Consider the following 23,512-nt stretch of genomic DNA (forward strand, 5'->3'; position numbering starts at 1 on the left):
TAATTTATGGCGAATCAATCCAAGGGCTTGACCCGTATCATTAAAGCAATCGTATATTCGGTGAAGGGTATTAGGGCGACATGGCAAAATGAAGCGGCTTTCCGTCAGGAAATAATTTTAGCGATATTGGCTATGATGGTTGCATTTTATCTGGATATCGGCGCTATTGAACGCATTTTACTGATTGGTTCAGTGATGCTGGTGTTGATTATGGAAATCCTGAATAGTGCTATTGAAGCAGTTGTTGACCGTATTGGCAGTGAGTTCCATGAATTGTCCGGTCGGGCGAAAGATATGGGATCGGCGGCTGTCTTTCTGACAATGATGCTGTCGTTAATTGTCTGGGGGACCATCCTTTGGCGCTATTTTATGGTCTGATTTGGTTTAATAATTAGGTATTATATTATAATTGGCTAATTTTCTGCCTTAGTAGGTTCCCAATCGTTATTTAGCTGTATATACTTACATATTGACTGTATAAACAAACAGGGGACGAAATGAAAGCACTTACCGCAAGGCAGCAGCAAGTTTATGACTTGGTGCGTGACCATATTTCGCAAACAGGTATGCCGCCAACGCGTGCTGAAATTGCAGCACGTCTTGGCTTTCGTTCGCCTAACGCGGCTGAAGAGCATTTAAAAGCATTGGCTCGTAAAGGGGTGATAGAGATTGTTGCAGGGGCATCTAGGGGAATCCGTTTGCTGTTGGAAGAATCTGGTTTACCGTTAATTGGCCGTGTAGCCGCAGGTGAACCACTGTTAGCACAGGAGCATATTGAAAGTCATTATCAGGTTGATCCTGCATTGTTTAAGCCAAGTGCAGATTTCCTGTTGCGGGTCAGCGGAATGTCTATGAAAGATGTTGGGATTATGGATGGTGATCTGCTGGCTGTGCATAAAACACAAGATGTTCGTAATGGGCAGATTATTGTTGCCCGCATTGAAGATGAAGTGACGGTAAAACGTTTTAAACAGACTGGAAATAAAGTTGAATTGTTGGCAGAAAACCCAGAATTTAAGCCAATTGTGGTGGATTTGCGTGAGCAGAGCCTGACAATTGAAGGATTGGCGGTTGGGGTGATTCGTAACGCCAACTGGTCCTGATAGTAAAATATCAAATTGTTGTTTTTGGAATTGTTAAAGAATTGCAATATTCCGGCAGAATCATGTTGTTGAATTTATCGTTGTGATTATCTTAAACGTGATTCTGCGGTTGTTTATTTCAGTCTGACTCTGTACCAAAAGTAAGTATCTACTTACTATACCTCATGAATTTCAAAATGCTTCGCGACGGCAAGGGAGCGAATCCCCGGGAGCATAGCGAACGATGTGACCGGGGTGAATGAGTGCAGCCAACAAAGAGGCAACTTGAAAGATAACGGATATATCTATTTCTTTTTACTTCCTTCAATTCTGTGGTCATGCTGGCATTCATCTCGTTTAATACAGGATTCGATCTCTTCACAAGGTGAACATAAGCCATGCGCTTCGATGATGGTATGGCGTAAACTGAACCCGGCTGTTTTTGCTAACTGTTGGATGGCGGATTCAACGGTTCCACCATCTCGCTCTGTAACAGAACCACAACGGTCACAAATAAACATTGCTGAAGTGTGGCTTGGCTGTTCAATATGGTGACATAGGACATAACTGTTGGTGGATTCTATTTTATGAATAAACCCCTGTTCCAACAGAAATTCCAGTGCCCGATATACGGTAGGCGGTTTGGCCTGTGGTTCTGCTTCCCGTAGCAAATCCAGTAAATCATAAGCACTGATTGCCCCGGGTTGCTCTGAAATGAGACGCAGAACCTCAAGCCGCTGCGGAGTAAAGCGGACTCCACGAGCCTGGCAAATAACTTCGGCCTGTTCCAGTAACTTTTTTTGATTAATCAGTTTCATTACGCCTCTTACAACCAGTACGATGATAATATTGTGATGTTATCATGTTTCTTCAATAGAAAATATTATCCAGAAAAGTTCATTGTGATTGTCCCCTGATGGAGTTAATTTGGCTAAATTGGTACTCAGTAGCAAAAATAATGTTTTCTTGAAGTTTATGATAATACAGACAAGAATTATCGTATATGACAGATAATTTTCGGAAAGGAAGCATTTGTGATGAAAGAGCTTTTACAAAATCAGCCTCATTATAGACAGTTCCCCGTTAAAGGCTATCAGGTAATGAGGCATATTATCTCTGAAAAAAGAAAGTTGCCTTTTCTAAGTGCATTATATGCGTTGATTAATATTTTATTTGTAATGGCAGTATGTACGGGTATTGTATTATCTGTAGCAATTGTTTTATTTATAATAGGTAATGTATCTGTCCCTGATACGGACTATTTACTTCTGGCACAAGTAGGCGGTATAGCATTATTTGGCGTAATGTTACTCTCGGTTATTATTTATCGCATTGTTAAGCGCCCAGAATGGGAACAACGGCGTTATTATCAACAAGCAGGTTTATCTCTTTTACCAGAAGATAAGCGTCAGGTATTACGACTAAATATTGTTAGTGACTATTGGCTAGGTTTTTGGAGTGAAACTCTAGAGCATTATCCTCTACAGTCACGGGTTGCCCATGATAGCTATCGTTACTGTCTACTTCCATTATCTCCGACTCAGGAACATCAATCCCAACTATACAGCGACTGGGGAATTATTGATGAAGAAGGGTATATGAAAATGCTAACAGGTTTGTGGGAGGGGATACATTCAAAACATTTTGCTATTGATGCTGCTCTTAGTGATGGGAAAATGTTTAAAGTGCTTGCCAAATTAGTTGAAGTAACACCTGACTATATTCATAAATGTGCCAAACCTATTAATAAACGCCCACCGGCATTAGTGTGGGGATTTGATTTGTGGCTTGCAATTGTTTTAAGTCGTAACTGTTTTTGTGCCGGTTATATCAGTGAAGAAGTAGCATGGAAAAATATGCTGAAAACTGCTGATTATATTTATGAAATCTTCGGTAGTTTTGATGAGTTTTATACAAATTTTCGGCTAGGCAATGCTTACTGGAGTAATGATTTTGATCGGTCTAAAGAGCGGCTGGAACAATTTAATTATTATAAGTCACATTGTGACTGGCCAATTGCTAGTTTGCCGTGGCCTGAACCAAAAGGCGTTATTATGGAAAGGCAGATGATGACAGGTTTTTCTGCATTGGTAGAAGATGTTTTACGCAGTAACATGGAAGAACAACAAAGTTATGAATTTGATATTACTGAGCTGTCAGCGTCTCGTGTACTCCATTAATATTTACATGAAACATTTCCCCTTGAAGAACATTTCAAGGGGAAGCAAATAATTAATAATAGGAAATAATGGTGTAAAGTGAGAGAACGGATTTTTTCATTATGGTATCTATTATTTCTAAAGGTAACATAATTTACCCCGTTTCCTGAAATCACCTGTTTCAAATGAAACGGGGCCAATATTTGCTTTATTAGTTAATGGGTTAAATCAAACTAATAAATTTTCTCTCTATATCCTTAATGGCTGCACATCCTGCCAGCTTCATGCTAAGTTTCAGCTCATCCTTCAGTAGGTTTAAAATAGAAGTTACGCCTGGTGCTCCACCCAATGCCAGCGCATACAAAATGGGCCTACCGATAGCGACAGCTTTGGCACCCAATGCGAGCGCTTTAAACACATGGGTACCACGGCGGATGCCTCCGTCTAGATAGACTGGAATTTTAGATCCAACAGCTTCAACAATGTGTGGTAATGAAGCAATTGCTGCCGGGACAGTATCCAACTGCCGGCCACCGTGATTAGAAACTTGAATCGCTGCGGCACCGTGGTTAACACACTCTTTAGCATTTTCGGCAGATTGAATACCTTTCACGATGATTGGAAGGCCTGATTCTTTAGCGAGAAACTCCAAATCATTGAAATTAAGATCCCGTTTAAATAGCGCTGTAATCTCTGATAAGGTTGCCCCTGCGGGAACGCCTGGAATATTAGGAAATGGTAATGAATGTGGGAAAACAAATTTATTACGTTTATCGGTTTCTCTATTACCACTCCACTCTAAATCGACCGTAAAGACGATTGCGGTTGCCCCCATCGCTTTGGCTCGGCGTATCATTTCGCGGTTAATGCCCATATCTTTGGTAAAATAAATTTGGAACCATTTGGGGCCATTACTCACTTTCGCTATCTCTTCAAGAGGTGAATTAGCTAGAGTTTGTGCAGTAAACAGGGTACCGGCAGCGGCAGCGCCTCTCGCTGTTCCCAATTCAGCGGTAGTATGAGATAGCCCATGTGCTGCCATTGGGGGAATGAAAATAGGCATATCCACTTTACTGCCGAGCAATTCGGTTGTTGTGTCAGGCTCTTTTACTCCTGCGAGATAGCGGGGAATAATTTGGAAATCGTCAAAGGCTCTGGTGTTTTCACGTAGAGTCCATTCATCACCTGAACCGCTGCTGATATAGCCAAATTGGGGCGCTGGAATCAATTTACGTGCTTCTTCTTCCAAGTCATAAAGATTAATAATATCAAGGGATTTTTCTGCACTATTTGTTTTATAGGCTCTTGTCGGTTTTATGTTAGCAGTTGCGGCGTTGGCTGAGGATGCAGCGGATAGTGTACTGGCAGCAGCAAGACTTAATCCTCCAACTATGACGTCTCTTCTTGATGGCATATAATTTTCCCTTACTTAGTAGGTTTAATAAGTATTGACAATAGAATTTGTCCACATATTAAGAATAGACCTATTTTGAATAATTCAAGCTAATAAATCCTCAATAATGTTTTTATAAGCTGATCGATCCTATTGGAACTGTCGGTTTTTTGTTGTGAGAGGAGCATCACAAAACTCAGATTAAAATATGATGGCTTATTTTCTCTGCTTACCTGAATTTTTGGGGAATGGTTCAAATAGAGGGACTTTCGGATGCTGAATGTAAATGAATAGTTTAGGTATAAATTTGGCTTCAGGCATTGATCTATTAACGACATCAACTATAATAAAATAATTAATTTCTCTAAGTTATAAAAATATTTCATCATTCTTTATCAGAAAAAGACTATTATTGAAATGCGATCTGAAAATTATATACGATGATCAAGTAGATATTTTGATTTTCATTAATTCAAAGTTTTATTTAATGAAAAAATAAGTTTTTTCCTTAAGGAGAACTCATGAGTAATAAAAATGACTTTAAAGCTTTTTCTATTAGTCAGGATGCTAATGTTGTTTCTCAAGGAGAATATGAAGAAAGTCAGGAATTGAATACGGGAATTCCCCCTAATATTATTTCCATTGGTTTATTAAATAAGGTTTTGCGTCAGTCGTCAACGATATCATCGGTGGTGGCTAATTTTATCTCTACACAATGTAGTGATGATGTTTTGGATGATGGCGATATAGACAAGCTCACCACCCAATTAAATATCGCTTTAGAGCAAAAAGCTTTAACAGAGATTCCAAGTGCTTCATTAACACAAAAAGGTGTTATTCAACTTACAGATGTACTTGGTGATAGTAATACTCTGGCAGTCACGCAAAAGCTTGTCCAGGAAATGATAACTTCGTTAAGTGAAAGTATTAATAGCAGAGTACCTAATATCCGGCAGGTGAATGGTAAGGAGTTGTCTGAGGATATTGATTTGGATGCCGTGGATATCGGGGTATACACAAAAGAAGAAGTAGACAATGAAGTTAATGCCAAAGGTAATAGGAATAGTGCCAGTAAAGCGATTAATGGTTGGTGGAGATGTGGAGATACAGGCGTTATCTATCAATGGGGGCGTACTAAGGTCATTGATGCTGGCTATATAGAACGTATTCAATTACCAATTAGTTTTTCCAATACGCATTACGCCGTCAATATTAATGCTATTCAAAGTAAAATGGGTTTTATGGGGGCATCTGTTGGCTATGTAAATGTAATTGATAATTCATCTTTCGATTTATTAAATTCTTGGGTAAATGCCAAATGGGATAGCCCATTCTTTTGGATAGCGATAGGATATTAATTATGTATTATTATAGTGCAAAAACAAATGCTTTCTATCCGGTAGAATTGGAACAAAATTATATTGCTGCTGGTTCACTGCCGGATGATATTATAGAAGTCAGTAATGATATTTATCAGGAATATGCTGCTAATAATGCGCCAGAAGGAAAACACCGTGTAGCAAATAAAAACGGTTTGCCGGAATGGACAGATATTCCTCCGCCAACGAAAGATGAATTACGGCAATATGCTAAACTCCAAAAACAACAACTCATCGCTGAGGCAACAAATCAAATTGCACCATTGCAAGATGCTGTTGATTTAGGTATTGCGACTGAGGAAGAGAAAATAGCTTTATTGGCATGGAAAGAATATAGGGTCATGATCAATCGGATAGATGTTTCGCAGGCAGCGGATATTGATTGGCCGGAGAAACCTGAGGAATAAATAAACGCAATTTTTTAATCTACTCTCCCCAAAAAATTGACTTGTTTGATTTTTTTGGGGATATCCGGTTTTAAACTTAATTCTTAATTATCTTCTGTAAATTAACTTTATTTTGGTTGTTTAATGATTTTTTATTATGTTATTTCATGTGAAATTATAATCTATACCCTATGGATTTCAAGATGCATCGCGGCGGCAAGGGAGCGAATCCCCGGGAGCATAGATAGCTATGTGACCGGGGTGAGTGAGTGCAGCTAACAAAGAGGCAACTTGAAAGATGACGGGTATAGTCATGATTATATTCCCTCAGTCTGTTGTTTTATTGGAACAGGCAGTAATTCTGTCATCCATGCACATCCACTCTTTTATTTCTCTTTTAGAATAATTTTTATTTTTTAAATATTATTTCTTTTATAATATAATTTCCTTAATAGAGGAAAATAAATGTATACTATACTCGCTCATGAAGCCGCTGCTACTGAACTGGCTACATTGCCATCTCAGCTACGTGGTAGGATGTTTAGGTTGATAGAACGCCTGGCAATTGAAGGTAATACTCTCAGGATGCCACATAGCCGAGTTATCGGCGGTGGTATATTTGAACTAAGGGTAGGAGATAAAGACATTGCCCGGTCACTGTATGCGTTTGTAAGAGGTCAGAATATCTATCTGCTACATGCATTCGTGAAGAAGACTGAGAAAACCCCGGCAGCAGCCATCAAGACAGCCCATGCGAGGCTTAAGGAGTTCAAATGAAACCAGTATCACTGAACGAATTGAAGGAGTTGATGTTGAATGACGCGGAGTCTATCGCTGCGTATAAGGAAGCCGACAAGGAATTAGAACTGATACAGATATTGTTTGAGATGCGTGAACGTTCTGGCATGTCAAAGACTGAGCTGGCAGAGAAAATCGGTATCAAACCATCAGGTATCAATAGGCTTGAAAAAAATCCTCTTGGCGCAAGTATGAAGACTTTGGAGCGTTATGCAGCAGCGTGTGGCGCGGTTATTAACTTCAACGTTCAATATCAGTAAAAAGAATGGGACTTTGGTCCCGTTTATCCCTTAAAGCCGAAATAATTATACTAAAGTAGTAAACGTACTCTGGGCTTTCCCCAAAATATTCCTGATAGCAAATTGTACGGTTCTACCTTAAATCACCTGCGATACTTCTTAACGTCAATTGTCAACGATACTTAATAGTGTCATCAGTACGGGGACGTTTCTCTATGCTATAGTAGGCCATAATTTAATATCATTCTCCGCATTATATCTCCCTATTTATGGGGTACTGAGAATGTCAAAATAATCTAAAAAGTATAGCAATGCACCAAAGTAAAGAAATTCAAAAAACGTTTAAATTCAGCGAGAAAGATAAAGAAACGGTTAAATATAGTTCTAACCGTTTCTCTGTAGCTCCCATGTTAGACTGGACAGATCGTCACTGCCGTTATTTCCATCGTTTATTAAGTCAGCAAACGCTGTTATATACCGAAATGGTGACGACCGGGGCGATTATTCATGGTAAAGGCGATTACCTGGCATACAGCGAACAAGAACATCCGATAGCATTACAACTGGGTGGTAGTGATCCGCAGGCGTTGGCGCATTGTGCGAAGATTGCACAGGAACGTGGCTATGATGAAATTAATCTAAACGTCGGTTGTCCCTCTGATCGGGTGCAAAATGGTCGTTTTGGTGCTTGTCTGATGGGGGAAGCTGAACTGGTCGCTGATTGCGTTAAAGCCATGCAGGATGTGGTAAATGTGCCAGTGACAGTTAAAACCCGTATCGGTATTGATGAACAGGACAGTTACCAATTCCTATGTGATTTTATTGATGTTGTTGTGCAACGCAGTGGTTGCAATATATTTACCATTCATGCCCGTAAAGCTTGGCTTTCTGGTTTGAGCCCAAAAGAAAACCGTGAGATTCCACCGCTGGATTACCCACGAGTTTATCAATTGAAAAAGGATTTCCCTCAATTAACGATTGCTATTAATGGCGGTATTAAATCGTTGGAAGAAGCGAAACAGCATCTACAACATGTAGATGGAATTATGATTGGGCGTGAGGCTTATCAAAACCCGTCTATTCTGGCACAGGTTGATCATGAATTATTTGATACTTCAATTCCAGTGGTTGATACCGTTTCAGTGGTCAGAGCACTTTATCCTTATATAGAGCAAGAATTATCAAAAGGAACATATCTGGGGCATATTACCCGCCATATTTTAGGTATTTTTCAGGGGATTCCGGGAGCGCGTCAGTGGCGTCGTCATCTTAGTGAGAATGCACATAAACCGGGCGCTGATATTTCTGTTGTGGAACAAGCGTTAACTATGGTGACTGAGCGGATGTAATACCCGCTCGTTTTACGGTTAAAGGCACAGTCATATATGAGAATTGAGCACTAAAATATTTATGGATACTGCGTGATTTTTTGCCGTGCTTTAATCTGTTTTTTCGGGTTAGCTTTCCATTATCGGACAAAAACAGATATCCATATATTTTTTCAAAATATTGTGATGCTGTTCGAATAAATTAAATTTGCCATATTGGAGTCTGAGATACGGTTTTCCAGTAATAATATCCTAATTTCTGTGACTCTTGCTGATAGTAAGTACATAACAACGAGTGTGTTAGGTGTTATCCAACGCAAAATGTGTGCACATTAGCCATTCCTATTTTTCCGATAATGATATATTGTGATCATTAATGGTAGGCAAGAACTAAGATATTCAACAGTTATTGATTGCTTAATAGATATTAAATAACTATCGAATAGTAAGGTAACTAACAATAACCTGTAAAGAAGAGGCGTTATTCAAGATGAAGTTTGTATGTTTGGGTAATGTTAGAATACAAACAAGAGAACACTGGTGTTAGTGAAACCATTGAGTCGTTACACCAGAGCGGAGAACTACCCTTGTGGAGGTTAGGTGTTTATGGATAGTTTAAGATATGAGAAATTCAGTCATTTCGATCATGATGACACCTTTTTTGACTCATTAAGAGAAAGTTATATTGAATTTCCAGATTGGTTAAATAAGAAAGCTAGAAATAATGAATCAGCTTATGTATTGTATGATGATACGGATAAAATATACCCGTTATCTTTCAAGTTGCCTCTTTGTTGGCTGCACTCACTCACCCCGGTCACATCGTTATCTATGCTCCCGGGGATTCGCTCCCTTGCCGTCGCGATCCATCTTGAAATCCATTGGGTATAGAAGGATTTCTTTATTTAAAACTTGAAGATAATGTTTCAGATATCGATCCTATTTTACCTGGTAATACTCATCTTAAAATAGGTACATTTAAGTTTGAATCAAAAGGAACGTTGCATGGACAGCGTTTTATAAAAAAGGCATTCGATACAGCAATAGCGTCTAAGGTTGATAACATCTATGTGACTGTTTTTGAAAAACATGAATACCTTATCCGTTGATAGTTAATAAAGCAAAAAATAAATATTTATTATCTATATATCCAGAATTTCATACGCGACTTTTTCCTGATTCACGGCTTTTAACCGAGTCGCCTAATATTGTTCAGGATGTTTCACACACTAATAGCATTCATAAAATATATATATGTGCAATGCAAGATGTCCTTCATATGAAGAGAGGGGATATTATTGTTATATATAGAACGGCTGATAAACAAGGGCCAGCACGATATAGATCTGTGATTAATTCACTTTGCATTGTTGAAGAAGTCAGGGTTATTAATGAGTTCTCAACGCTAGAAACCTTAGTTAATAACCCGCTTATTTTACCGTTAAGGGATCAGTAAACTTGATCCTTGCGTTGCCCGGCTTTCTAGAATCTGATGTGCCCTTGTCGCTTCACTTAGCGGGAACTTCTGATCTTCTGGTACGTCCACATTAATTTTGCCGCTGGCAATCAGATCAAATAATTCTTTGCTCGCTTCACCCAACTCTTCACGTGTTGAAATATAGCCGGCGATAGAAGGGCGGGTAACAAACAGTGAGCCTTTCTGATTTAAAATCCCCAAATCGACACCGGTAACTGGTCCGGATGCATTGCCAAAGCTCACCATTAACCCGTGGCGTTTCAGGCAATCCAGTGAATTCAGCCAGGTCGATTTACCAACAGAATCATAAACTACACCGACTTTTTCACCGTTGGTGATTTCGTAAATTCGTTCGACAATATTTTCACGGTTATAGTTAATAACCTGCCATGCACCGGCATCTTTAGCGCGTTGTGCTTTCTCATCAGAGCCGACTGTTCCAATCAGTTTTGCACCCAAAGCTTTTGCCCATTGGCAGGCAATTAGCCCAACGCCACCCGCGGCGGCATGAAATAAAAAGGGTTCGCCTGACTGGATTTTGTAGGTACGGCGTAGAAGATAGTAGACTGTTAGACCTTTCAGAAAAGAAGCAGCAGCTTGTTCGAAGGAGATTCTATCCGGCAGAACAGCGACTTTGTTTTCCGCGACATTGTGCACTTCACTGTAAGCGCCTAAAGTTGATTGCGCATAAACTACACGGTCATCCACTTTTATGGTAGTCACAGCGGAACCCACTTTGGTCACTACGCCTGCGGCCTCAGTGCCTAGGCCGCTTGGTAATTGTGCCGGTGGGTATAGCCCGCTACGAATATAAGTGTCGATGTAATTGATTCCAATCGCTCTATTTTCTACTTGTACTTCATCGTCAGCAGGAGCTCTGGGGGTGAATTCACAATATTGCAGGACTTCGGGACCGCCAATAGAGGAAAATTCGATATGTTTTGCCATGACTCAACCTCATCAATGTAAGGGAAATGTGTGCACGTAGTAGTTGAACTCATTGTGAACAGGCTTTAGTGTGCTAGAAATAATTACAAACTATATGTAATTACTCAAGGCACTTCATAGCGTATACTCATGCGCTGTTGCAGATTTATCAGTAGATTATTGCGGGATTCATGGCGGGAAAAAAATCAACTCACAACAAAATGGCTGAACCAAAAGATCGCCAAATGGAAGGGCTGAAACTTCCGCCACACTCTTTGGAAGCAGAGCAGTCTGTGTTAGGTGGCTTAATGCTAGATAACGAACGGTGGGATAATGTTTCCGAACGTGTTACTAGCAATGATTTTTTCAGCCGCCCACATCGGCGCATTTTTGCTGAAATGCAGCGGTTGCTGGAGATGGGCAACCCCATCGACCTGATTACATTATCGGAATCCCTTGAGCAGAGTGGGGAACTGAATAATGTAGGGGGTTTTGCTTATCTGGCCGAATTGTCCAAAAATACGCCAAGCGCGGCTAACATTAATGCTTATGCGAATATTGTCCGCGAACGTGCTGTTGTCCGCGAGATGATCGCTGTCGCAAACGAAATTGCAGATGCGGGTTATGATCCCCAAGGCAGGAGCAGTGAAGAATTATTGGATCTAGCCGAATCGCGGGTGTTCCAGATCGCTGAAAATCGTGCCAGTAAAGATGAAGGGCCGAAAGGAATAGAACAGATCCTTGAAGAAACCGTCGAGCGGATTGAGCAACTCTATCAACGCCCTCATGATGGTGTAACCGGTGTTTCAACCGGTTATCAGGATCTGGATAAGAAAACCGCAGGCTTACAAAAATCAGACTTGATTATTGTGGCTGCTCGTCCTTCGATGGGTAAAACCACTTTTGCCATGAACCTGTGTGAAAACGCAGCCATGATGCAGGATAAGCCGGTTTTGATTTTTAGTCTTGAGATGCCCGGTAACCAGATCATGATGCGTATGCTGGCATCCCTTTCACGGGTGGATCAAACCCGTATTCGTACCGGTCAGCTTGATGATGAAGATTGGGCGCGGATCTCCAGTACAATGGGCATATTGCTGGAAAAACGCAATATGTATATTGATGATTCGTCTGGCCTGACACCTACCGAAGTCCGTTCCCGGGCTCGGCGCGTCTTTCGCGAAAATGGTGGATTGAGCCTGATCATGATCGACTACCTGCAATTAATGCGGGTTCCGGCCTTATCCGATAATCGTACTTTGGAAATTGCGGAGATTTCCCGTTCATTAAAAGCCTTGGCTAAAGAGCTTCAAGTGCCGGTGGTTGCACTTTCTCAGCTCAACCGTAGCCTTGAACAACGGGCAGATAAGCGCCCGGTTAACTCTGACTTACGTGAATCCGGCTCTATTGAGCAGGATGCCGACCTCATTATGTTTATCTATCGTGACGAGGTTTACCATGAGAATAGCGACATGAAAGGTGTGGCTGAAATCATTCTGGGTAAGCAACGTAACGGCCCAATCGGTACAGTTCGCCTCACGTTTAATGGTCAGTGGTCGCGGTTTGATAACTATGCCGGGCCAAGTTATGACGACGAATAAGTATTAACTACCAAAGAATAATAAATTTAAGGAATAGAATGAAAGCGGCAACCGCAGTTATTGACCGCCGCGCTCTGCGACATAACTTGCAACGGGTAAGGGAGCTTGCTCCTAAAAGCAATCTGATTGCAGTTGTGAAAGCAAACGCTTATGGCCACGGTTTACTGGAGACAGCACATACGCTGGACGATGCCGATTGTTTCGGTGTAGCGCGAATTGGTGAAGCATTGACGTTGCGTCATGGTGGTATCGTCAAACCGATTCTGTTATTGGAAGGATGCTTTGATGCGACTGACCTGCCAGTATTGGTTGCTAACCATATTGAAACTGTGGTTCACAGTGTTGAACAGTTGGAAGCACTGGAACAAGCTAAGTTATCTCATCCGGTAAAAGTATGGATGAAACTGGATAGCGGGATGCATCGCTTAGGTGTAAGGCCGGAAGATGCGGAAGAATTTTATCAACGGCTAAGTCGTTGTCAAAATGTACAGCAGCCTGTCAATATTGTCAGCCATTTTGGCCGGGCTGATGAGCCAACGGTAGATACCACTTGCCAGCAGATAGCCTGTTTTCAGGCTTTCTGTGCTGGCAAACCGGGAGAAAAATCTATTGATGCATCGGGAGGTATCCTGTTGTGGCCGGAAGTCCATCAAGATTGGGTGCGTCCTGGGCTGATGATGTATGGTGTGTCGCCATTGTCTGATAAAACGGCCGTGGATTTTAACTTGATCCCAGCAATGACTTTAAAGTCGAGCTTAATTGCTGTTCGTAAGCATAAAGCTGGCGAGTCGGTTGGCTATGGAGGGACCTGGGTCAGTGAACGTGATACTTGTCTTGGCGTTGTGGCTATCGGTTATGGTGATGGTTATCCGCGCAGTGCGCCTTCAGGAACGCCAATACATATTAATGGCCGTGAAGTGCCGATTGCTGGCCGTGTTTCAATGGATATGATCTCTGTTGATTTGGGGCCAGATGCGACAGATAAAGTGGGTGATGAAGCGGTCCTCTGGGGAGATGTGCTGCCGGTGGAGCGGATTGCTGAACGCACCGGTATCATTACTTATGAGCTGGTGACTAAACTCACTTCCAGAGTGGTAATGGAATACCTGGACGAATGATGTTGTAGGTTATATTGTTTATTAACTAACTGACTGATAAGGAGTAGAGCCTGATGTTCCAGAATGTTGATGTTTATGCTGGTGATCCTATTCTTTCGATGGCTGAAAAGTTTACAAAAGATCCTCGTGCGGAAAAAATTAATCTGAGTATTGGGCTGTATTACGATGAGCAGGGTGTGACTCCGCAATTGCAGGCAGTGGCTACCGCAGAAGAACAGCTTAGAGCGTTGTCACAGACGGCTTCTCTTTATCTGCCGATGGAGGGATTGGAATCATATCGTCTTGCGGTTCAGGAACTGTTATTTGGTAAAGATCATCCGGTGTTGAAACAGCGGATAGTGGCAACGATTCAATCATTGGGCGGTTCTGGCGCCCTTAAAATTGGTGCTGATTTTCTGCGTCGTTATTTCCCTGATTCAGAAGTGTGGTGCAGTGATCCAACTTGGGAAAACCACGCCGCTATTTTTGCGGGAGCTGGTATCAAGGTGAACTATTACCCTTATTTTGATACACAGACTAAAGGGGTAAAATTCAATGAAATGCTGGAAACATTCAGGAAGTTGCCGGCAAAAAGCATTATTGTGATGCACCCTTGTTGCCATAACCCAACCGGATCGGATCTGACCTATGATCAATGGGATCAGGTTGTTCAGATTGTTAAAGAGAGAGAACTCTTGCCATTCCTTGATATTGCTTATCAGGGGTTTGGGGATGGTATGGAAAAAGATGCTTATGCCATTCGTGCTATGGCGACAGCCGGTTTGCCTTGTCTGGTGAGTAACTCTTTCTCCAAGATATTTTCTATGTATGGTGAGCGTGTGGGTGGTTTGTCTGTTATTTGTGATGATGAACAGACCAAAGAGCGGGTATTGGGGCAGTTAAAAGCGGGTGTACGTCGCGTCTACTCTACCCCACCGAATTTTGGTGCGCAGGTTGTGGCGAAAGTACTGACTGATCCTGCTTTGAAAGCGCAATGGTTGACAGAAGTTGAACACATGCGCTTGCGTATTTTGGAAATGCGTACGGTGCTGGTGGATGCTCTGAAAACGGCATTACCAGAGAAAAACTTTGAGTATTTTATGAAACAGCGCGGAATGTTCAGTTATACCGGTTTTAGCCAGAAACAGGTGGATCGCTTGCGTCAAGAATTTGCTGTTTATCTGGTTGGTAATGGTCGAGTCTGCATGGCGGGTGTTAACCATCGTAATGTTGCACGTATTGCTGAGACATTTGCGGCAGTAAATAAGTAATAAATTCTAATATAAATAATCTGCTATTGATGATAATGATCGACAATTTTGTAGAATAACAGTCATCCCTTCTTAGAAGCGCACCATAATATGGTGCGCTTGCTTTTTGCTTCAACTAATTGAATTTTAATATTTTTATTCTTATGTTTTTTCAGCTCGCAATTATTAGTGAAACTAGTAACTGATATCACTAATCTTAAATAGCGTTTACTATTACATAAATAATGATAATCATTATTACTTGAGATAAATCTGTTTTTGCTCTAATTTTCTGTTTGCATATACAGTGATTCTGTGTGCTTTTTATTTGATAAAAGAGGAGAATACGATGGGTGAGGGAGATAGAAAGGACCATGACCATAATATGCAGATGGTAAGTAGTAAAGGAGGGGACGGAGAGGCTCTAGCTAATCATGACACAATGACTGTGACATCAGGTCGCAGTTCTGATCGAGGATGGGGAGGTGGCGGTGGAAACTCAGGAAATAATGAACGGGTTGACCGTACAGGAAAAAATAAGGGGGTGAATCTATCCTTGTTTCCAGAGGCACAGGTATCAGCGGCTATCGGTGCTCAGCCGATGAATATTGCTCTAATTGATGGGCTGTGGGGATTTACATTATTCCAAAAGCAGATAGCTGGCACTGTGAGTTCAATATTAGCACGATTGGCAAGTGTTGCATTGGACGCTGCACCCTATGCAGGACGTTTTGCTGGTGTGGCAGTAGGAGCTATGTGGCCGAAGAGTTTAGACGTACCTGAAGATGCAAAGTTTAAGGCAGAACGGCAGAGGATGATTATTCAGGCAATGCAAGCTAGTCAGGTTACAAAAATGCCAGTATCTAAGCTAGCTACAATGTCCAGTGTAGTCACTGATATTCAAGTACAGGATGTCATTGAGAAAGATAAGCAGACATTGGCAATTGTTATACCTTATGGATTTCAAGATGCATCGCGACGGCAAGGGAGCGAGTCCCCGGGAGCATAGCAAACTATGTGACCGGGGTGAGTGAGTGCAGCCAACAAAGAGGCAACTTGAAAGATGACGGGTATAGAACACCGACTAAAGCTGTGAATGTGCCTGTAGTTAAAGCGGAAAAAACTAAACGACAGAATGTTTTTACCGCAAAAGTGGTTCCGGGTATGCCTCCAGTGCATATCAGAATAAGTGATCCCCCAAGAAAAAATATATTTAGTAGAAAAGAAGTGACACCTGTAGCTAATGTGCCAGTCACATCATATACACCCACGCCGGTTAAAAATACGGTAGATGCAATTGTCCATTTTCCGGTGGGTTCAAATGCAGAGCCAGTGTATGTTTCAGTGACGACAGTACTGAAACCGGAAGAAATGAAAAAACAGGCCGCAGAAGCGAAGCGGCAGCAGGAAAAGTGGGAGAAAGAACATCCTGTTGAAGCGGCGGAACGGCGACTATATGAAGCAGAGCAGGTATTAAAACCACTTGATAAAATTTATCAGGAAAAGCTGAAGATATTAAATCAAGTAAAAAATACTCCGGAAGGAAAAGCGTTGGCAGATCCTGTAAAAAATCCACTTGTTTATACAAAGGATATTGAGATAGATGGGAAGAAACTTAAAGTAGAGATAAAAACGGATGACAAAAAAGGTTTGGATATTCTTTTAAAAGAAGGAGTAAAAGCATACATATCTGCTATGACGCTTTCAGATTTTAAGAAATTACAGGATATTAAAGATCCTAAAGAATCTCTAATACAAACGAGTGCAGCACTTTTAAAAGCAATATACTATGAACGTTTTGGTCGTCGGTTGCTAGACGCTTGGAAGAAAATAAATCCAGTGCAAAGGGAATTTAACATTGCAATGGAAAACCGTAAAAAAGCGGAACAAGCAAAAAGTGAGGCAGAAAAGAACCTGGATAAGGCCAGAAAGGAAGATAAGGACAGGAAAAGTAAAATAACTAAAGAGTATAGACATCGTTATCATGATGCTCCAGAAACGGAAGATATTAAAGGATTTAGTGATTTAAAGGAAACTCGTCCCAAAACACCACGGCAAGGAGGGGGAGGGCTAAGAAAGCGCTGGATCGGAGAAAAGGGCCGCAAGATTTATGAATGGGACTATCAAGAAGGTGAATTGGAAGGTTATAGAGCCAGTGATGGGCAGCACATCGGTTCTTTTGATCCCAATACGGGGAAACCATTAAAATCAGCTAATCCAAAACGAAACATAAAGAAATATTTGTGAGGTAGAAAAATGGGATTAAAGTTAAGACTTGAGTGGTTTGATAAAAAAACAGATTATCTTGTAGGGAAAGAAAACTCAAAGGATTTTGATGATGATGGTTCTATTATTGAAAAACTGGGTTTAGAGATTGATAAGACAATTAATCAAGGAGTTTTTGAGGTACGAGATGGATGGATTCAAGTTATTCAGCCTTATTTTGTTCATCATATTGACTTAAAAAAATATGATTATTTTGTTGGATTTGCTTACCGAGATAAATGGTAGTTATTTGTTCTGACTTAAACCTTACTAACGTAAGATGTCCAAAAAATCAGATAGATACCAAGAGCTGAGTTCTATATTTCACAGAACTCAGTTTTTTTAGTTTATTTTAATTTCGCGAAAGGAGCAATTTGGATATTAACGGATAATCATCAAGATAATAGAATGCTAGATAAATTAGGCTGTAACTATATCAATTCATTAATTAACTATAAATGAGAGGTTAATATATGCAGAGAACAATTCATCGTGTTAATATACAGATATAAATTACAGACTCGATAATCAAGCTTTGGTGAATTTAGCACTTTGCCAAAAATATTATCATCTGAGTGGGGTTCAGCTCTTGTTATTTATTGTGAAATAAATCAAATTTTCATGAAACGTGTTTCAAATGGTAAAAAACGATCCTGACTATTTCAAGGTATACCCAAACATTTGTTAGCTTCCAATAAGATTTTTCTTATTTCTTTGTTTTATTAAATCTATTTCTAGTATAAAACACTAGCCGATTCTTAATATGCTGGAGGAAGGGTTATTCCAGTAGAATTTAACTTGATGGTTATCACATAAAATAGGGTTGGTAATCCAGTCATATACTCTTACGATCGTTATCCCAACTTCATTGTAAAATAAAAAATCCTGCTTTACTGTTTTGCTTTTAACACATAAAACAAACGTGTGTTTAAGAACAAACAAGTGTCCAAAAATGACGAATCGGGAAAAACAAATATTGCAACTTCTGAGACGAGATCCATTAATTCCTCAGCAGGAAATTGCCGATATTTTAGGTATAAGTCGCTCGGGTGTTGCTGGTCATATTATGAATTTAATGAATAAGGGATATATAAAAGGGAAAGGTTATATTTTATCTGACCACAATTATGTGGTAGCGGTTGGCTCCATTAATATGGATGTTTGCGGTTATGCATCGAATAAACTCATTTATCAAGATTCTAACCCAGGAAAAATAAAATGTACCCCTGGTGGTGTAGGCAGAAATATTGCCCAAAATATCACGTTATTAGGTAAAGAATGTCATCTTATTTCTGTTGTTGGCGATGATTTCTATGGTAGCACTTTACTGGATCAGGCCAGATGCGCAGGCGTTAATATCGACTACTGCTATAAGCTTTATGGTGAAAATACCTCGACATATGTCTCCTTATTAGATGACAGTGGTGAGATGTTAGTCGCCATCAATGACATGCATATTTTGGAAAAACTGACGCCGTCATTGTTAGCGAATCATTGTGATCTTATTCAGCACGCCGGCGTACTGGTTATTGATTGCAATTTATCTGAAGAAACTTTGGTTTGGTTGTTGACTAATGCCGGAACAGTGCCGGTATTTGTGGATACAGTATCCGCATTTAAAGCACCTAAGATTAAAAACTGGCTTTCCTATATCCACACCTTAAAACCTAATTGTCTGGAAGCGGAAGCGCTGAGTGGAATGAAAATTACCCAACCTACCGATGTCCCGGCAGTGGCGCGGTGGTTTCACGATCAAGGTGTGCAGCGGTTAGTACTCAGCATGGGCGTAGAGGGTGTCTACTTTAGTGAAAGCGATGGTGTGGCCGGCTGGTCACTTCCCATCAATATCAAGATTGTCAATGTAACAGGTGCCGGAGATGCCATGATGGCTGGACTGGTGAACTGCTGGCTAGAAAATATGACGTTGGCGGAAAGTGTTCGCTTTGCTCAAGGATGCTCTGCACTCACACTTTCTTGCGAATTTACCAATAATCCAAATCTGTCAAATGGCAGTGTCCAAAAACTGTTGGAATTACAATTTTATGAAAAATCATGCTATTACCAATGAATATTTGGATATTTCCCCGGAAGTTACAGAGGCCTTAGAGAATAACCGGCCAGTTGTGGCGCTGGAATCTACCATTATTGCTCATGGAATGCCTTATCCACAAAATGTAAAGACTGCGCTACAAGTTGAGCAGAAAATTAGGGAAAATGGTGCTGTTCCTGCAACAATTGCTATTATCAATGGGATTATGAAAGCGGGTCTGTCGCATGAAGAAATAGAGTTTTTAGCTAGAGAAGGTGACAAGATAACTAAAGTCAGTCGTCGTGATTTACCCTTTGTTATCGCGGCAGGAAAAAATGGCGCGACGACGGTTGCTTCTACCATGATTATTGCTGCTATGGCCGGGATTAGAATCTTCGCTACTGGCGGTATTGGTGGTGTGCACCGTGGAGCGGAACAGACTTTTGATATTTCTGCCGATTTACAGGAATTAGCGAAAACCAGTGTCGCGGTAGTCTGTGCTGGCGCTAAATCTATTTTGGATCTTGGCCTGACAACAGAATATCTTGAAACTCACGGTGTACCATTAATTGGCTATCAGACTCATGTTTTGCCGGCGTTTTTCTGTCGTACCAGTCCATTTCCCGTCAATATTCGTTTGGATTCTCCAGAACAGATAGCTCAGGCGATGGCAGTAAAATGGGATACTGGATTACAGGGCGGTTTGGTGATTGCCAATCCTATCCCTGAGCCATACGCCATGCCGGAAGCGGAGATCAACGCTGCTATCGAACAGGCAGTACGCGAATCCATAGAACAGAGAGTAAATGGAAAAGCGTGTACGCCGTTTTTGTTATCCAGAGTGGCTGAATTAACTGGGGGTGATAGCCTGTCTGCCAATATGCAGTTGGTACTTAATAACGCTGAATTGGCAGCGAAAATTGCTTGTTGTTATTGGGAAAACCGTGGGTAAAACAACGGTGTTATGCTTTAAGTTCCATCCTCAAGTTGGTTAAATGGGGTCTACCTTGAAGGCTTGAGGAGTCGTCGCCAGAAGGAATAAAGGGGCTTAAATCGCCCCTGTTTGCAAATTATTTTTCTTTCTTCAATATAGGTTTCAGGAAACGCGCAGTATGTGATGTCTCACATTCGGCGACCTCTTCTGGTGTACCAGAAATTAGAATCTCACCACCACCGCTACCTCCTTCTGGGCCAAGATCCACGATCCAGTCAGCGGTTTTAATCACATCAAGGTTATGTTCAATAACCACAATGGTGTTCCCTTGATCGCGTAACTGATGCAGAACGGCTAATAGCTGCTGAATATCAGCAAAATGCAAACCTGTTGTTGGCTCATCGAGAATATATAACGTCTGCCCAGTTCCGCGTTTGGATAGTTCGCGTGCCAGTTTTACTCGCTGCGCTTCACCACCTGATAACGTTGTTGCTGACTGACCCAGACGGATGTAAGAAAGGCCAACGTCCATGAGGGTTTGCAGTTTACGGGCCAGAGCAGGAACTGCATCAAAGAATTCACGCGCTTCTTCGATCGTCATATTCAATACTTCATTGATATTCTTGCCCTTATATTTGACTTCCAGTGTTTCACGGTTATAACGTTTACCTTTGCACTGATCACAAGGGACATAAATATCAGGCAAGAAGTGCATTTCTACCTTAATAACGCCATCACCTTGGCAAGCTTCACAGCGTCCACCTTTAACGTTAAAACTGAATCGTCCAGGTGTATAACCACGGGTGCGTGATTCAGGTACGCCAGCGAATAGTTCCCGGACTGGTGTAAATATGCCGGTATAAGTTGCCGGGTTAGAGCGGGGAGTTCGGCCAATCGGGCTTTGGTCAATATCAATCACTTTATCGAAGTGCTCTAGCCCTTGAATATCGATATAAGGCGCAGGGGTGATATTGGTTGCGCCATTTAACTGGCGTTGGGCAATTGGAAACAGCGTATCATTGATTAACGTCGATTTACCGGAACCAGAAACCCCGGTAATACAAGTAAATAACCCAACTGGCAGATTGAACGTTACATTTTTCAGGTTATTACCTTTCGCTCCGATCAGTTTCAGCACCTTTTTCGGATCTGCCGGGATACGCTTCTCTGGGATGGTAATTTCACGCTCTCCACTCAGGAATTGACCTGTTAGTGAATCTTTGCTCACCATAATGTCTTTAACTGTGCCTTCCGCGACGATTTCACCGCCATGAACACCTGCACCGGGGCCGATATCAATGATATGGTCGGCAGCCCGGATGGCATCCTCATCATGTTCAACCACAATCACGGTATTTCCCAGATTGCGCAAGTGGATTAGCGTTTCCAGCAGGCGTTCATTATCCCGCTGGTGCAACCCGATAGAAGGTTCGTCAAGTACATACATTACTCCCACTAAACCTGCGCCAATCTGGCTGGCAAGGCGGATACGCTGAGCTTCGCCGCCGGACAGAGTTTCGGCAGAACGAGAGAGAGTCAGATAATTCAGACCGACATTAACCAAAAATTTCAGGCGGTCGCGGATCTCTTTCAATACTTTTTCAGCAATTTGTGCACGTTGACCGCTGAGTTTAATATTTTGAAAAAAATCCATCGCATGGCCGATACTAAAATCTGAGATCTCCGGCAGAGTGGTATTCTCAATAAATACGTAACGGGCTTCTTTACGTAAGCGGGTTCCGTGGCAGGAAATACACGAGCGATTACTAATATATTTCGCCAGTTCCTCGCGAACAGCGGTGGATTCCGTCTCTTTATAACGGCGTTCCATATTATACAGTACACCTTCGAACGGATGGTTACGCACTGTGGTATCACCACGGTCATTGGTGTATTTAAATTCGATGGATTGTTTACCGGAACCGTACAATACCACTTTCTGAATATTGGCGCTAAGGGAATTGAAGGGAGATTCGATATCGAATTTATAATGTTCCGCCAATGAACATAGCATCTGGAAATAGTAGAAATTACGGCGATCCCAGCCACGAATTGCTCCACCGGCTAGAGAGATATCACCATTCTGAATGACTCTATCAGGATCAAAAAATTGCTGAATACCTAAACCATCACAAGTTGGGCAAGCACCGGCTGGATTATTAAAAGAGAACAGGCGAGGTTCCAGCTCACTCATGCTGTAGCCACATGCAGGACACGCAAAGTTAGCGGAGAAAATCAGCTCTTCGGCTGTATTATCATCTATATTGGCGACAATAGCGGTGCCGCCTGAAAGTTCCAGCGCTGTTTCAAAAGATTCAGCGAGGCGTTGTGCCAGATCGGCACGAACTTTAAAGCGATCAATGACCACGTCAATGGTGTGTTTCTTCTGTAATTCTAATTTCGGCGGATCGGATAGATCACAGACTTCACCATCAATACGGGCGCGGATATAACCTTGTGCTGCCAGATTATCCAACAATTTAGTATGCTCGCCTTTTCGCTCTTTGACGATAGGCGCCAGCAACATCAGGCGATGACCTTCTGGCAGTGTTAGCACATTATCTACCATCTGACTAACAGTTTGTGCCGTCAATGGAATATTGTGGTCTGGGCAACGAGGTTCACCTACGCGGGCAAACAGCAAACGCAGATAATCATGAATTTCGGTAATAGTCCCTACGGTTGAGCGTGGGTTATGGGACGTGGATTTCTGCTCAATAGAAATGGCCGGGGATAATCCTTCAATATGGTCAACATCGGGTTTCTCCATCAGTGACAGAAACTGGCGCGCATAAGCTGAAAGCGATTCCACATAGCGACGTTGCCCCTCGGCATAAAGCGTATCAAATGCCAGAGAAGACTTACCTGAGCCGGACAAACCGGTGATAACGATCAGCTTGTCTCGGGGAATTATCAGATTGATATTTTTGAGATTGTGGGTACGTGCGCCCCGAACTTCGATGTTATCCATGAATCATTTCCCGGATTATTCATACGTGCATAATTAAATAAGTGAGTTATTATTACACAGAGTTGACTGATTAGATATACAGTGTTTAAGTGAAATAATGTAATAAGTACGGAATTAAATTACGGTGAGCTTCGCAAAGTCTGCTTTAAAGCGGTTGCGTTTCATTTTTAGCGTCGCATGTTAAACTGTGTTGCTTA

20 protein-coding genes and 1 pseudogene are annotated in these 23,512 nt (G+C 41.5%); 17 read left to right on the forward strand and 4 right to left on the reverse strand.

Going from position 1 to position 23,512, the window contains the following annotated elements; translation table 11 throughout:
• The first annotated feature begins 6 nt into the window (after nucleotides 1–6).
• Nucleotides 7–378: a diacylglycerol kinase gene (locus AACQ83_RS10085; RefSeq protein ID WP_112877394.1), complete on the forward strand. Its 372-nt coding sequence runs from the start codon at nucleotides 7–9 to the stop codon at nucleotides 376–378.
• A gap of 119 nt (nucleotides 379–497) precedes the next feature.
• A complete protein-coding gene (lexA, locus tag AACQ83_RS10090) occupies nucleotides 498–1,103 on the forward strand; it encodes a transcriptional repressor LexA (RefSeq protein ID WP_112877396.1) in 606 nt (201 codons plus the stop codon).
• A 284-nt stretch (nucleotides 1,104–1,387) separates the two neighbouring features.
• Here the strand turns inward: lexA and zur are convergent, their stop codons facing one another.
• Complete coding sequence (gene zur, locus AACQ83_RS10095) at nucleotides 1,388–1,900, reverse strand: zinc uptake transcriptional repressor Zur (protein ID WP_112877398.1); 513 nt, start codon at nucleotides 1,898–1,900, stop codon at nucleotides 1,388–1,390.
• 219 nt (nucleotides 1,901–2,119) lie between these two features.
• Here zur and AACQ83_RS10100 point away from each other — a divergent pair, with 219 nt between their 5' ends.
• On the forward strand, nucleotides 2,120–3,262 hold the full coding sequence (locus tag AACQ83_RS10100; protein ID WP_112877399.1) for a DUF1266 domain-containing protein: 1,143 nt from the start codon (nucleotides 2,120–2,122) through the stop codon (nucleotides 3,260–3,262).
• Nucleotides 3,263–3,464: 202 nt separating this feature from the next.
• Here AACQ83_RS10100 and AACQ83_RS10105 read toward each other — a convergent pair whose 3' ends face one another.
• Nucleotides 3,465–4,655 (reverse strand): lactate oxidase, encoded by a 1,191-nt coding sequence (locus AACQ83_RS10105; protein ID WP_112877401.1) that lies wholly within the window; start codon nucleotides 4,653–4,655, stop codon nucleotides 3,465–3,467.
• A 500-nt stretch (nucleotides 4,656–5,155) separates the two neighbouring features.
• Between AACQ83_RS10105 and AACQ83_RS10110 the strand changes: the two genes are divergently transcribed.
• From AACQ83_RS10110 to AACQ83_RS10140, 6 genes and pseudogenes are all read left to right on the forward strand, one after another.
• Entirely contained in the window at nucleotides 5,156–5,992 is an 837-nt protein-coding gene (locus AACQ83_RS10110; protein ID WP_112877403.1) for a gp53-like domain-containing protein, read from the forward strand.
• A gap of 2 nt (nucleotides 5,993–5,994) precedes the next feature.
• On the forward strand, nucleotides 5,995–6,420 hold the full coding sequence (locus AACQ83_RS10115) for a tail fiber assembly protein (RefSeq protein WP_112877405.1): 426 nt from the start codon (nucleotides 5,995–5,997) through the stop codon (nucleotides 6,418–6,420).
• A 444-nt stretch (nucleotides 6,421–6,864) separates the two neighbouring features.
• Nucleotides 6,865–7,176 (forward strand): type II toxin-antitoxin system RelE/ParE family toxin, encoded by a 312-nt coding sequence (locus tag AACQ83_RS10120; protein WP_112877407.1) that lies wholly within the window; start codon nucleotides 6,865–6,867, stop codon nucleotides 7,174–7,176.
• On the forward strand, nucleotides 7,173–7,457 hold the full coding sequence (locus tag AACQ83_RS10125) for a helix-turn-helix domain-containing protein (RefSeq protein WP_049582975.1): 285 nt from the start codon (nucleotides 7,173–7,175) through the stop codon (nucleotides 7,455–7,457). Before AACQ83_RS10120 ends, AACQ83_RS10125 begins: the two co-directional genes overlap by 4 nt.
• A 290-nt stretch (nucleotides 7,458–7,747) precedes the next feature.
• The gene (dusA, locus tag AACQ83_RS10130; protein WP_192881007.1) at nucleotides 7,748–8,785 is read left to right on the forward strand and encodes a tRNA dihydrouridine(20/20a) synthase DusA; all 1,038 of its coding nucleotides are present in this window, start codon (nucleotides 7,748–7,750) and stop codon (nucleotides 8,783–8,785) included.
• An 810-nt stretch (nucleotides 8,786–9,595) separates the two neighbouring features.
• A pseudogene (locus AACQ83_RS10140) lies at nucleotides 9,596–10,187 on the forward strand (N-acetyltransferase); the annotation flags it as partial.
• An 18-nt stretch (nucleotides 10,188–10,205) separates the two neighbouring features.
• On the opposite strand, the gene AACQ83_RS10145 reads toward AACQ83_RS10140, so the two are convergent.
• Nucleotides 10,206–11,189, reverse strand: a complete 984-nt coding sequence (locus AACQ83_RS10145; RefSeq protein WP_112877413.1) for a quinone oxidoreductase — start codon at nucleotides 11,187–11,189, stop codon at nucleotides 10,206–10,208.
• 170 nt (nucleotides 11,190–11,359) lie between these two features.
• Here AACQ83_RS10145 and dnaB point away from each other — a divergent pair, with 170 nt between their 5' ends.
• From dnaB to AACQ83_RS10185, 8 genes are all read left to right on the forward strand, one after another.
• Complete coding sequence (gene dnaB / locus AACQ83_RS10150; RefSeq protein ID WP_112877415.1) at nucleotides 11,360–12,769, forward strand: replicative DNA helicase; 1,410 nt, start codon at nucleotides 11,360–11,362, stop codon at nucleotides 12,767–12,769.
• Nucleotides 12,770–12,807: 38 nt separating this feature from the next.
• Nucleotides 12,808–13,887 (forward strand): alanine racemase, encoded by a 1,080-nt coding sequence (gene alr, locus AACQ83_RS10155; protein ID WP_112877417.1) that lies wholly within the window; start codon nucleotides 12,808–12,810, stop codon nucleotides 13,885–13,887.
• A 53-nt stretch (nucleotides 13,888–13,940) separates the two neighbouring features.
• Nucleotides 13,941–15,137 carry an amino acid aminotransferase gene (locus AACQ83_RS10160; protein ID WP_112877418.1) on the forward strand — a complete coding sequence of 399 codons (1,197 nt, stop codon included), beginning with the start codon at nucleotides 13,941–13,943 and terminating at the stop codon, nucleotides 15,135–15,137.
• Nucleotides 15,138–15,465: 328 nt separating this feature from the next.
• Entirely contained in the window at nucleotides 15,466–16,125 is a 660-nt protein-coding gene (locus tag AACQ83_RS10165; RefSeq protein ID WP_112877420.1) for a colicin-like bacteriocin tRNase domain-containing protein, read from the forward strand.
• A gap of 17 nt (nucleotides 16,126–16,142) precedes the next feature.
• Nucleotides 16,143–17,363: a colicin E3/pyocin S6 family cytotoxin gene (locus tag AACQ83_RS10170; protein WP_370446055.1), complete on the forward strand. Its 1,221-nt coding sequence runs from the start codon at nucleotides 16,143–16,145 to the stop codon at nucleotides 17,361–17,363.
• A 9-nt stretch (nucleotides 17,364–17,372) separates the two neighbouring features.
• Nucleotides 17,373–17,627, forward strand: coding sequence for a colicin E3-like toxin immunity protein (locus tag AACQ83_RS10175; RefSeq protein ID WP_112877424.1), 255 nt, complete (start codon nucleotides 17,373–17,375; stop codon nucleotides 17,625–17,627).
• Between the two features lie 706 nt (nucleotides 17,628–18,333).
• A complete protein-coding gene (locus AACQ83_RS10180; protein WP_112877425.1) occupies nucleotides 18,334–19,449 on the forward strand; it encodes a PfkB family carbohydrate kinase in 1,116 nt (371 codons plus the stop codon).
• Complete coding sequence (locus AACQ83_RS10185; RefSeq protein WP_112877427.1) at nucleotides 19,424–20,362, forward strand: pseudouridine-5'-phosphate glycosidase; 939 nt, start codon at nucleotides 19,424–19,426, stop codon at nucleotides 20,360–20,362. Before AACQ83_RS10180 ends, AACQ83_RS10185 begins: the two co-directional genes overlap by 26 nt.
• A 118-nt stretch (nucleotides 20,363–20,480) precedes the next feature.
• Here the strand turns inward: AACQ83_RS10185 and uvrA are convergent, their stop codons facing one another.
• A complete protein-coding gene (gene uvrA, locus AACQ83_RS10190; RefSeq protein WP_112877429.1) occupies nucleotides 20,481–23,315 on the reverse strand; it encodes an excinuclease ABC subunit UvrA in 2,835 nt (944 codons plus the stop codon).
• Nucleotides 23,316–23,512 lie beyond the last annotated feature (197 nt).

It is taken from the genome of Photorhabdus sp. S10-54 (assembly GCF_963878145.1).
Classification (GTDB): domain Bacteria; phylum Pseudomonadota; class Gammaproteobacteria; order Enterobacterales; family Enterobacteriaceae; genus Photorhabdus; species Photorhabdus kayaii.

What these genes read in the sequence shown, in the direction of transcription:
- AACQ83_RS10085 (WP_112877394.1), top strand. Translation starts at nt 7, where the DNA reads ATGGCGAATCAATCCAAGGGCTTGACCCGTATCATTAAAGCAATCGTA.
- lexA (WP_112877396.1), top strand. Translation starts at nt 498, where the DNA reads ATGAAAGCACTTACCGCAAGGCAGCAGCAAGTTTATGACTTGGTGCGT.
- zur (WP_112877398.1), bottom strand. Translation starts at nt 1,900, where the DNA reads ATGAAACTGATTAATCAAAAAAAGTTACTGGAACAGGCCGAAGTTATT.
- AACQ83_RS10100 (WP_112877399.1), top strand. Translation starts at nt 2,120, where the DNA reads ATGAAAGAGCTTTTACAAAATCAGCCTCATTATAGACAGTTCCCCGTT.
- AACQ83_RS10105 (WP_112877401.1), bottom strand. Translation starts at nt 4,655, where the DNA reads ATGCCATCAAGAAGAGACGTCATAGTTGGAGGATTAAGTCTTGCTGCT.
- AACQ83_RS10110 (WP_112877403.1), top strand. Translation starts at nt 5,156, where the DNA reads ATGAGTAATAAAAATGACTTTAAAGCTTTTTCTATTAGTCAGGATGCT.
- AACQ83_RS10115 (WP_112877405.1), top strand. Translation starts at nt 5,995, where the DNA reads ATGTATTATTATAGTGCAAAAACAAATGCTTTCTATCCGGTAGAATTG.
- AACQ83_RS10120 (WP_112877407.1), top strand. Translation starts at nt 6,865, where the DNA reads ATGTATACTATACTCGCTCATGAAGCCGCTGCTACTGAACTGGCTACA.
- AACQ83_RS10125 (WP_049582975.1), top strand. Translation starts at nt 7,173, where the DNA reads ATGAAACCAGTATCACTGAACGAATTGAAGGAGTTGATGTTGAATGAC.
- dusA (WP_192881007.1), top strand. Translation starts at nt 7,748, where the DNA reads ATGCACCAAAGTAAAGAAATTCAAAAAACGTTTAAATTCAGCGAGAAA.
- AACQ83_RS10145 (WP_112877413.1), bottom strand. Translation starts at nt 11,189, where the DNA reads ATGGCAAAACATATCGAATTTTCCTCTATTGGCGGTCCCGAAGTCCTG.
- dnaB (WP_112877415.1), top strand. Translation starts at nt 11,360, where the DNA reads ATGGCGGGAAAAAAATCAACTCACAACAAAATGGCTGAACCAAAAGAT.
- alr (WP_112877417.1), top strand. Translation starts at nt 12,808, where the DNA reads ATGAAAGCGGCAACCGCAGTTATTGACCGCCGCGCTCTGCGACATAAC.
- AACQ83_RS10160 (WP_112877418.1), top strand. Translation starts at nt 13,941, where the DNA reads ATGTTCCAGAATGTTGATGTTTATGCTGGTGATCCTATTCTTTCGATG.
- AACQ83_RS10165 (WP_112877420.1), top strand. Translation starts at nt 15,466, where the DNA reads ATGGGTGAGGGAGATAGAAAGGACCATGACCATAATATGCAGATGGTA.
- AACQ83_RS10175 (WP_112877424.1), top strand. Translation starts at nt 17,373, where the DNA reads ATGGGATTAAAGTTAAGACTTGAGTGGTTTGATAAAAAAACAGATTAT.
- AACQ83_RS10180 (WP_112877425.1), top strand. Translation starts at nt 18,334, where the DNA reads ATGACGAATCGGGAAAAACAAATATTGCAACTTCTGAGACGAGATCCA.
- AACQ83_RS10185 (WP_112877427.1), top strand. Translation starts at nt 19,424, where the DNA reads ATGAAAAATCATGCTATTACCAATGAATATTTGGATATTTCCCCGGAA.
- uvrA (WP_112877429.1), bottom strand. Translation starts at nt 23,315, where the DNA reads ATGGATAACATCGAAGTTCGGGGCGCACGTACCCACAATCTCAAAAAT.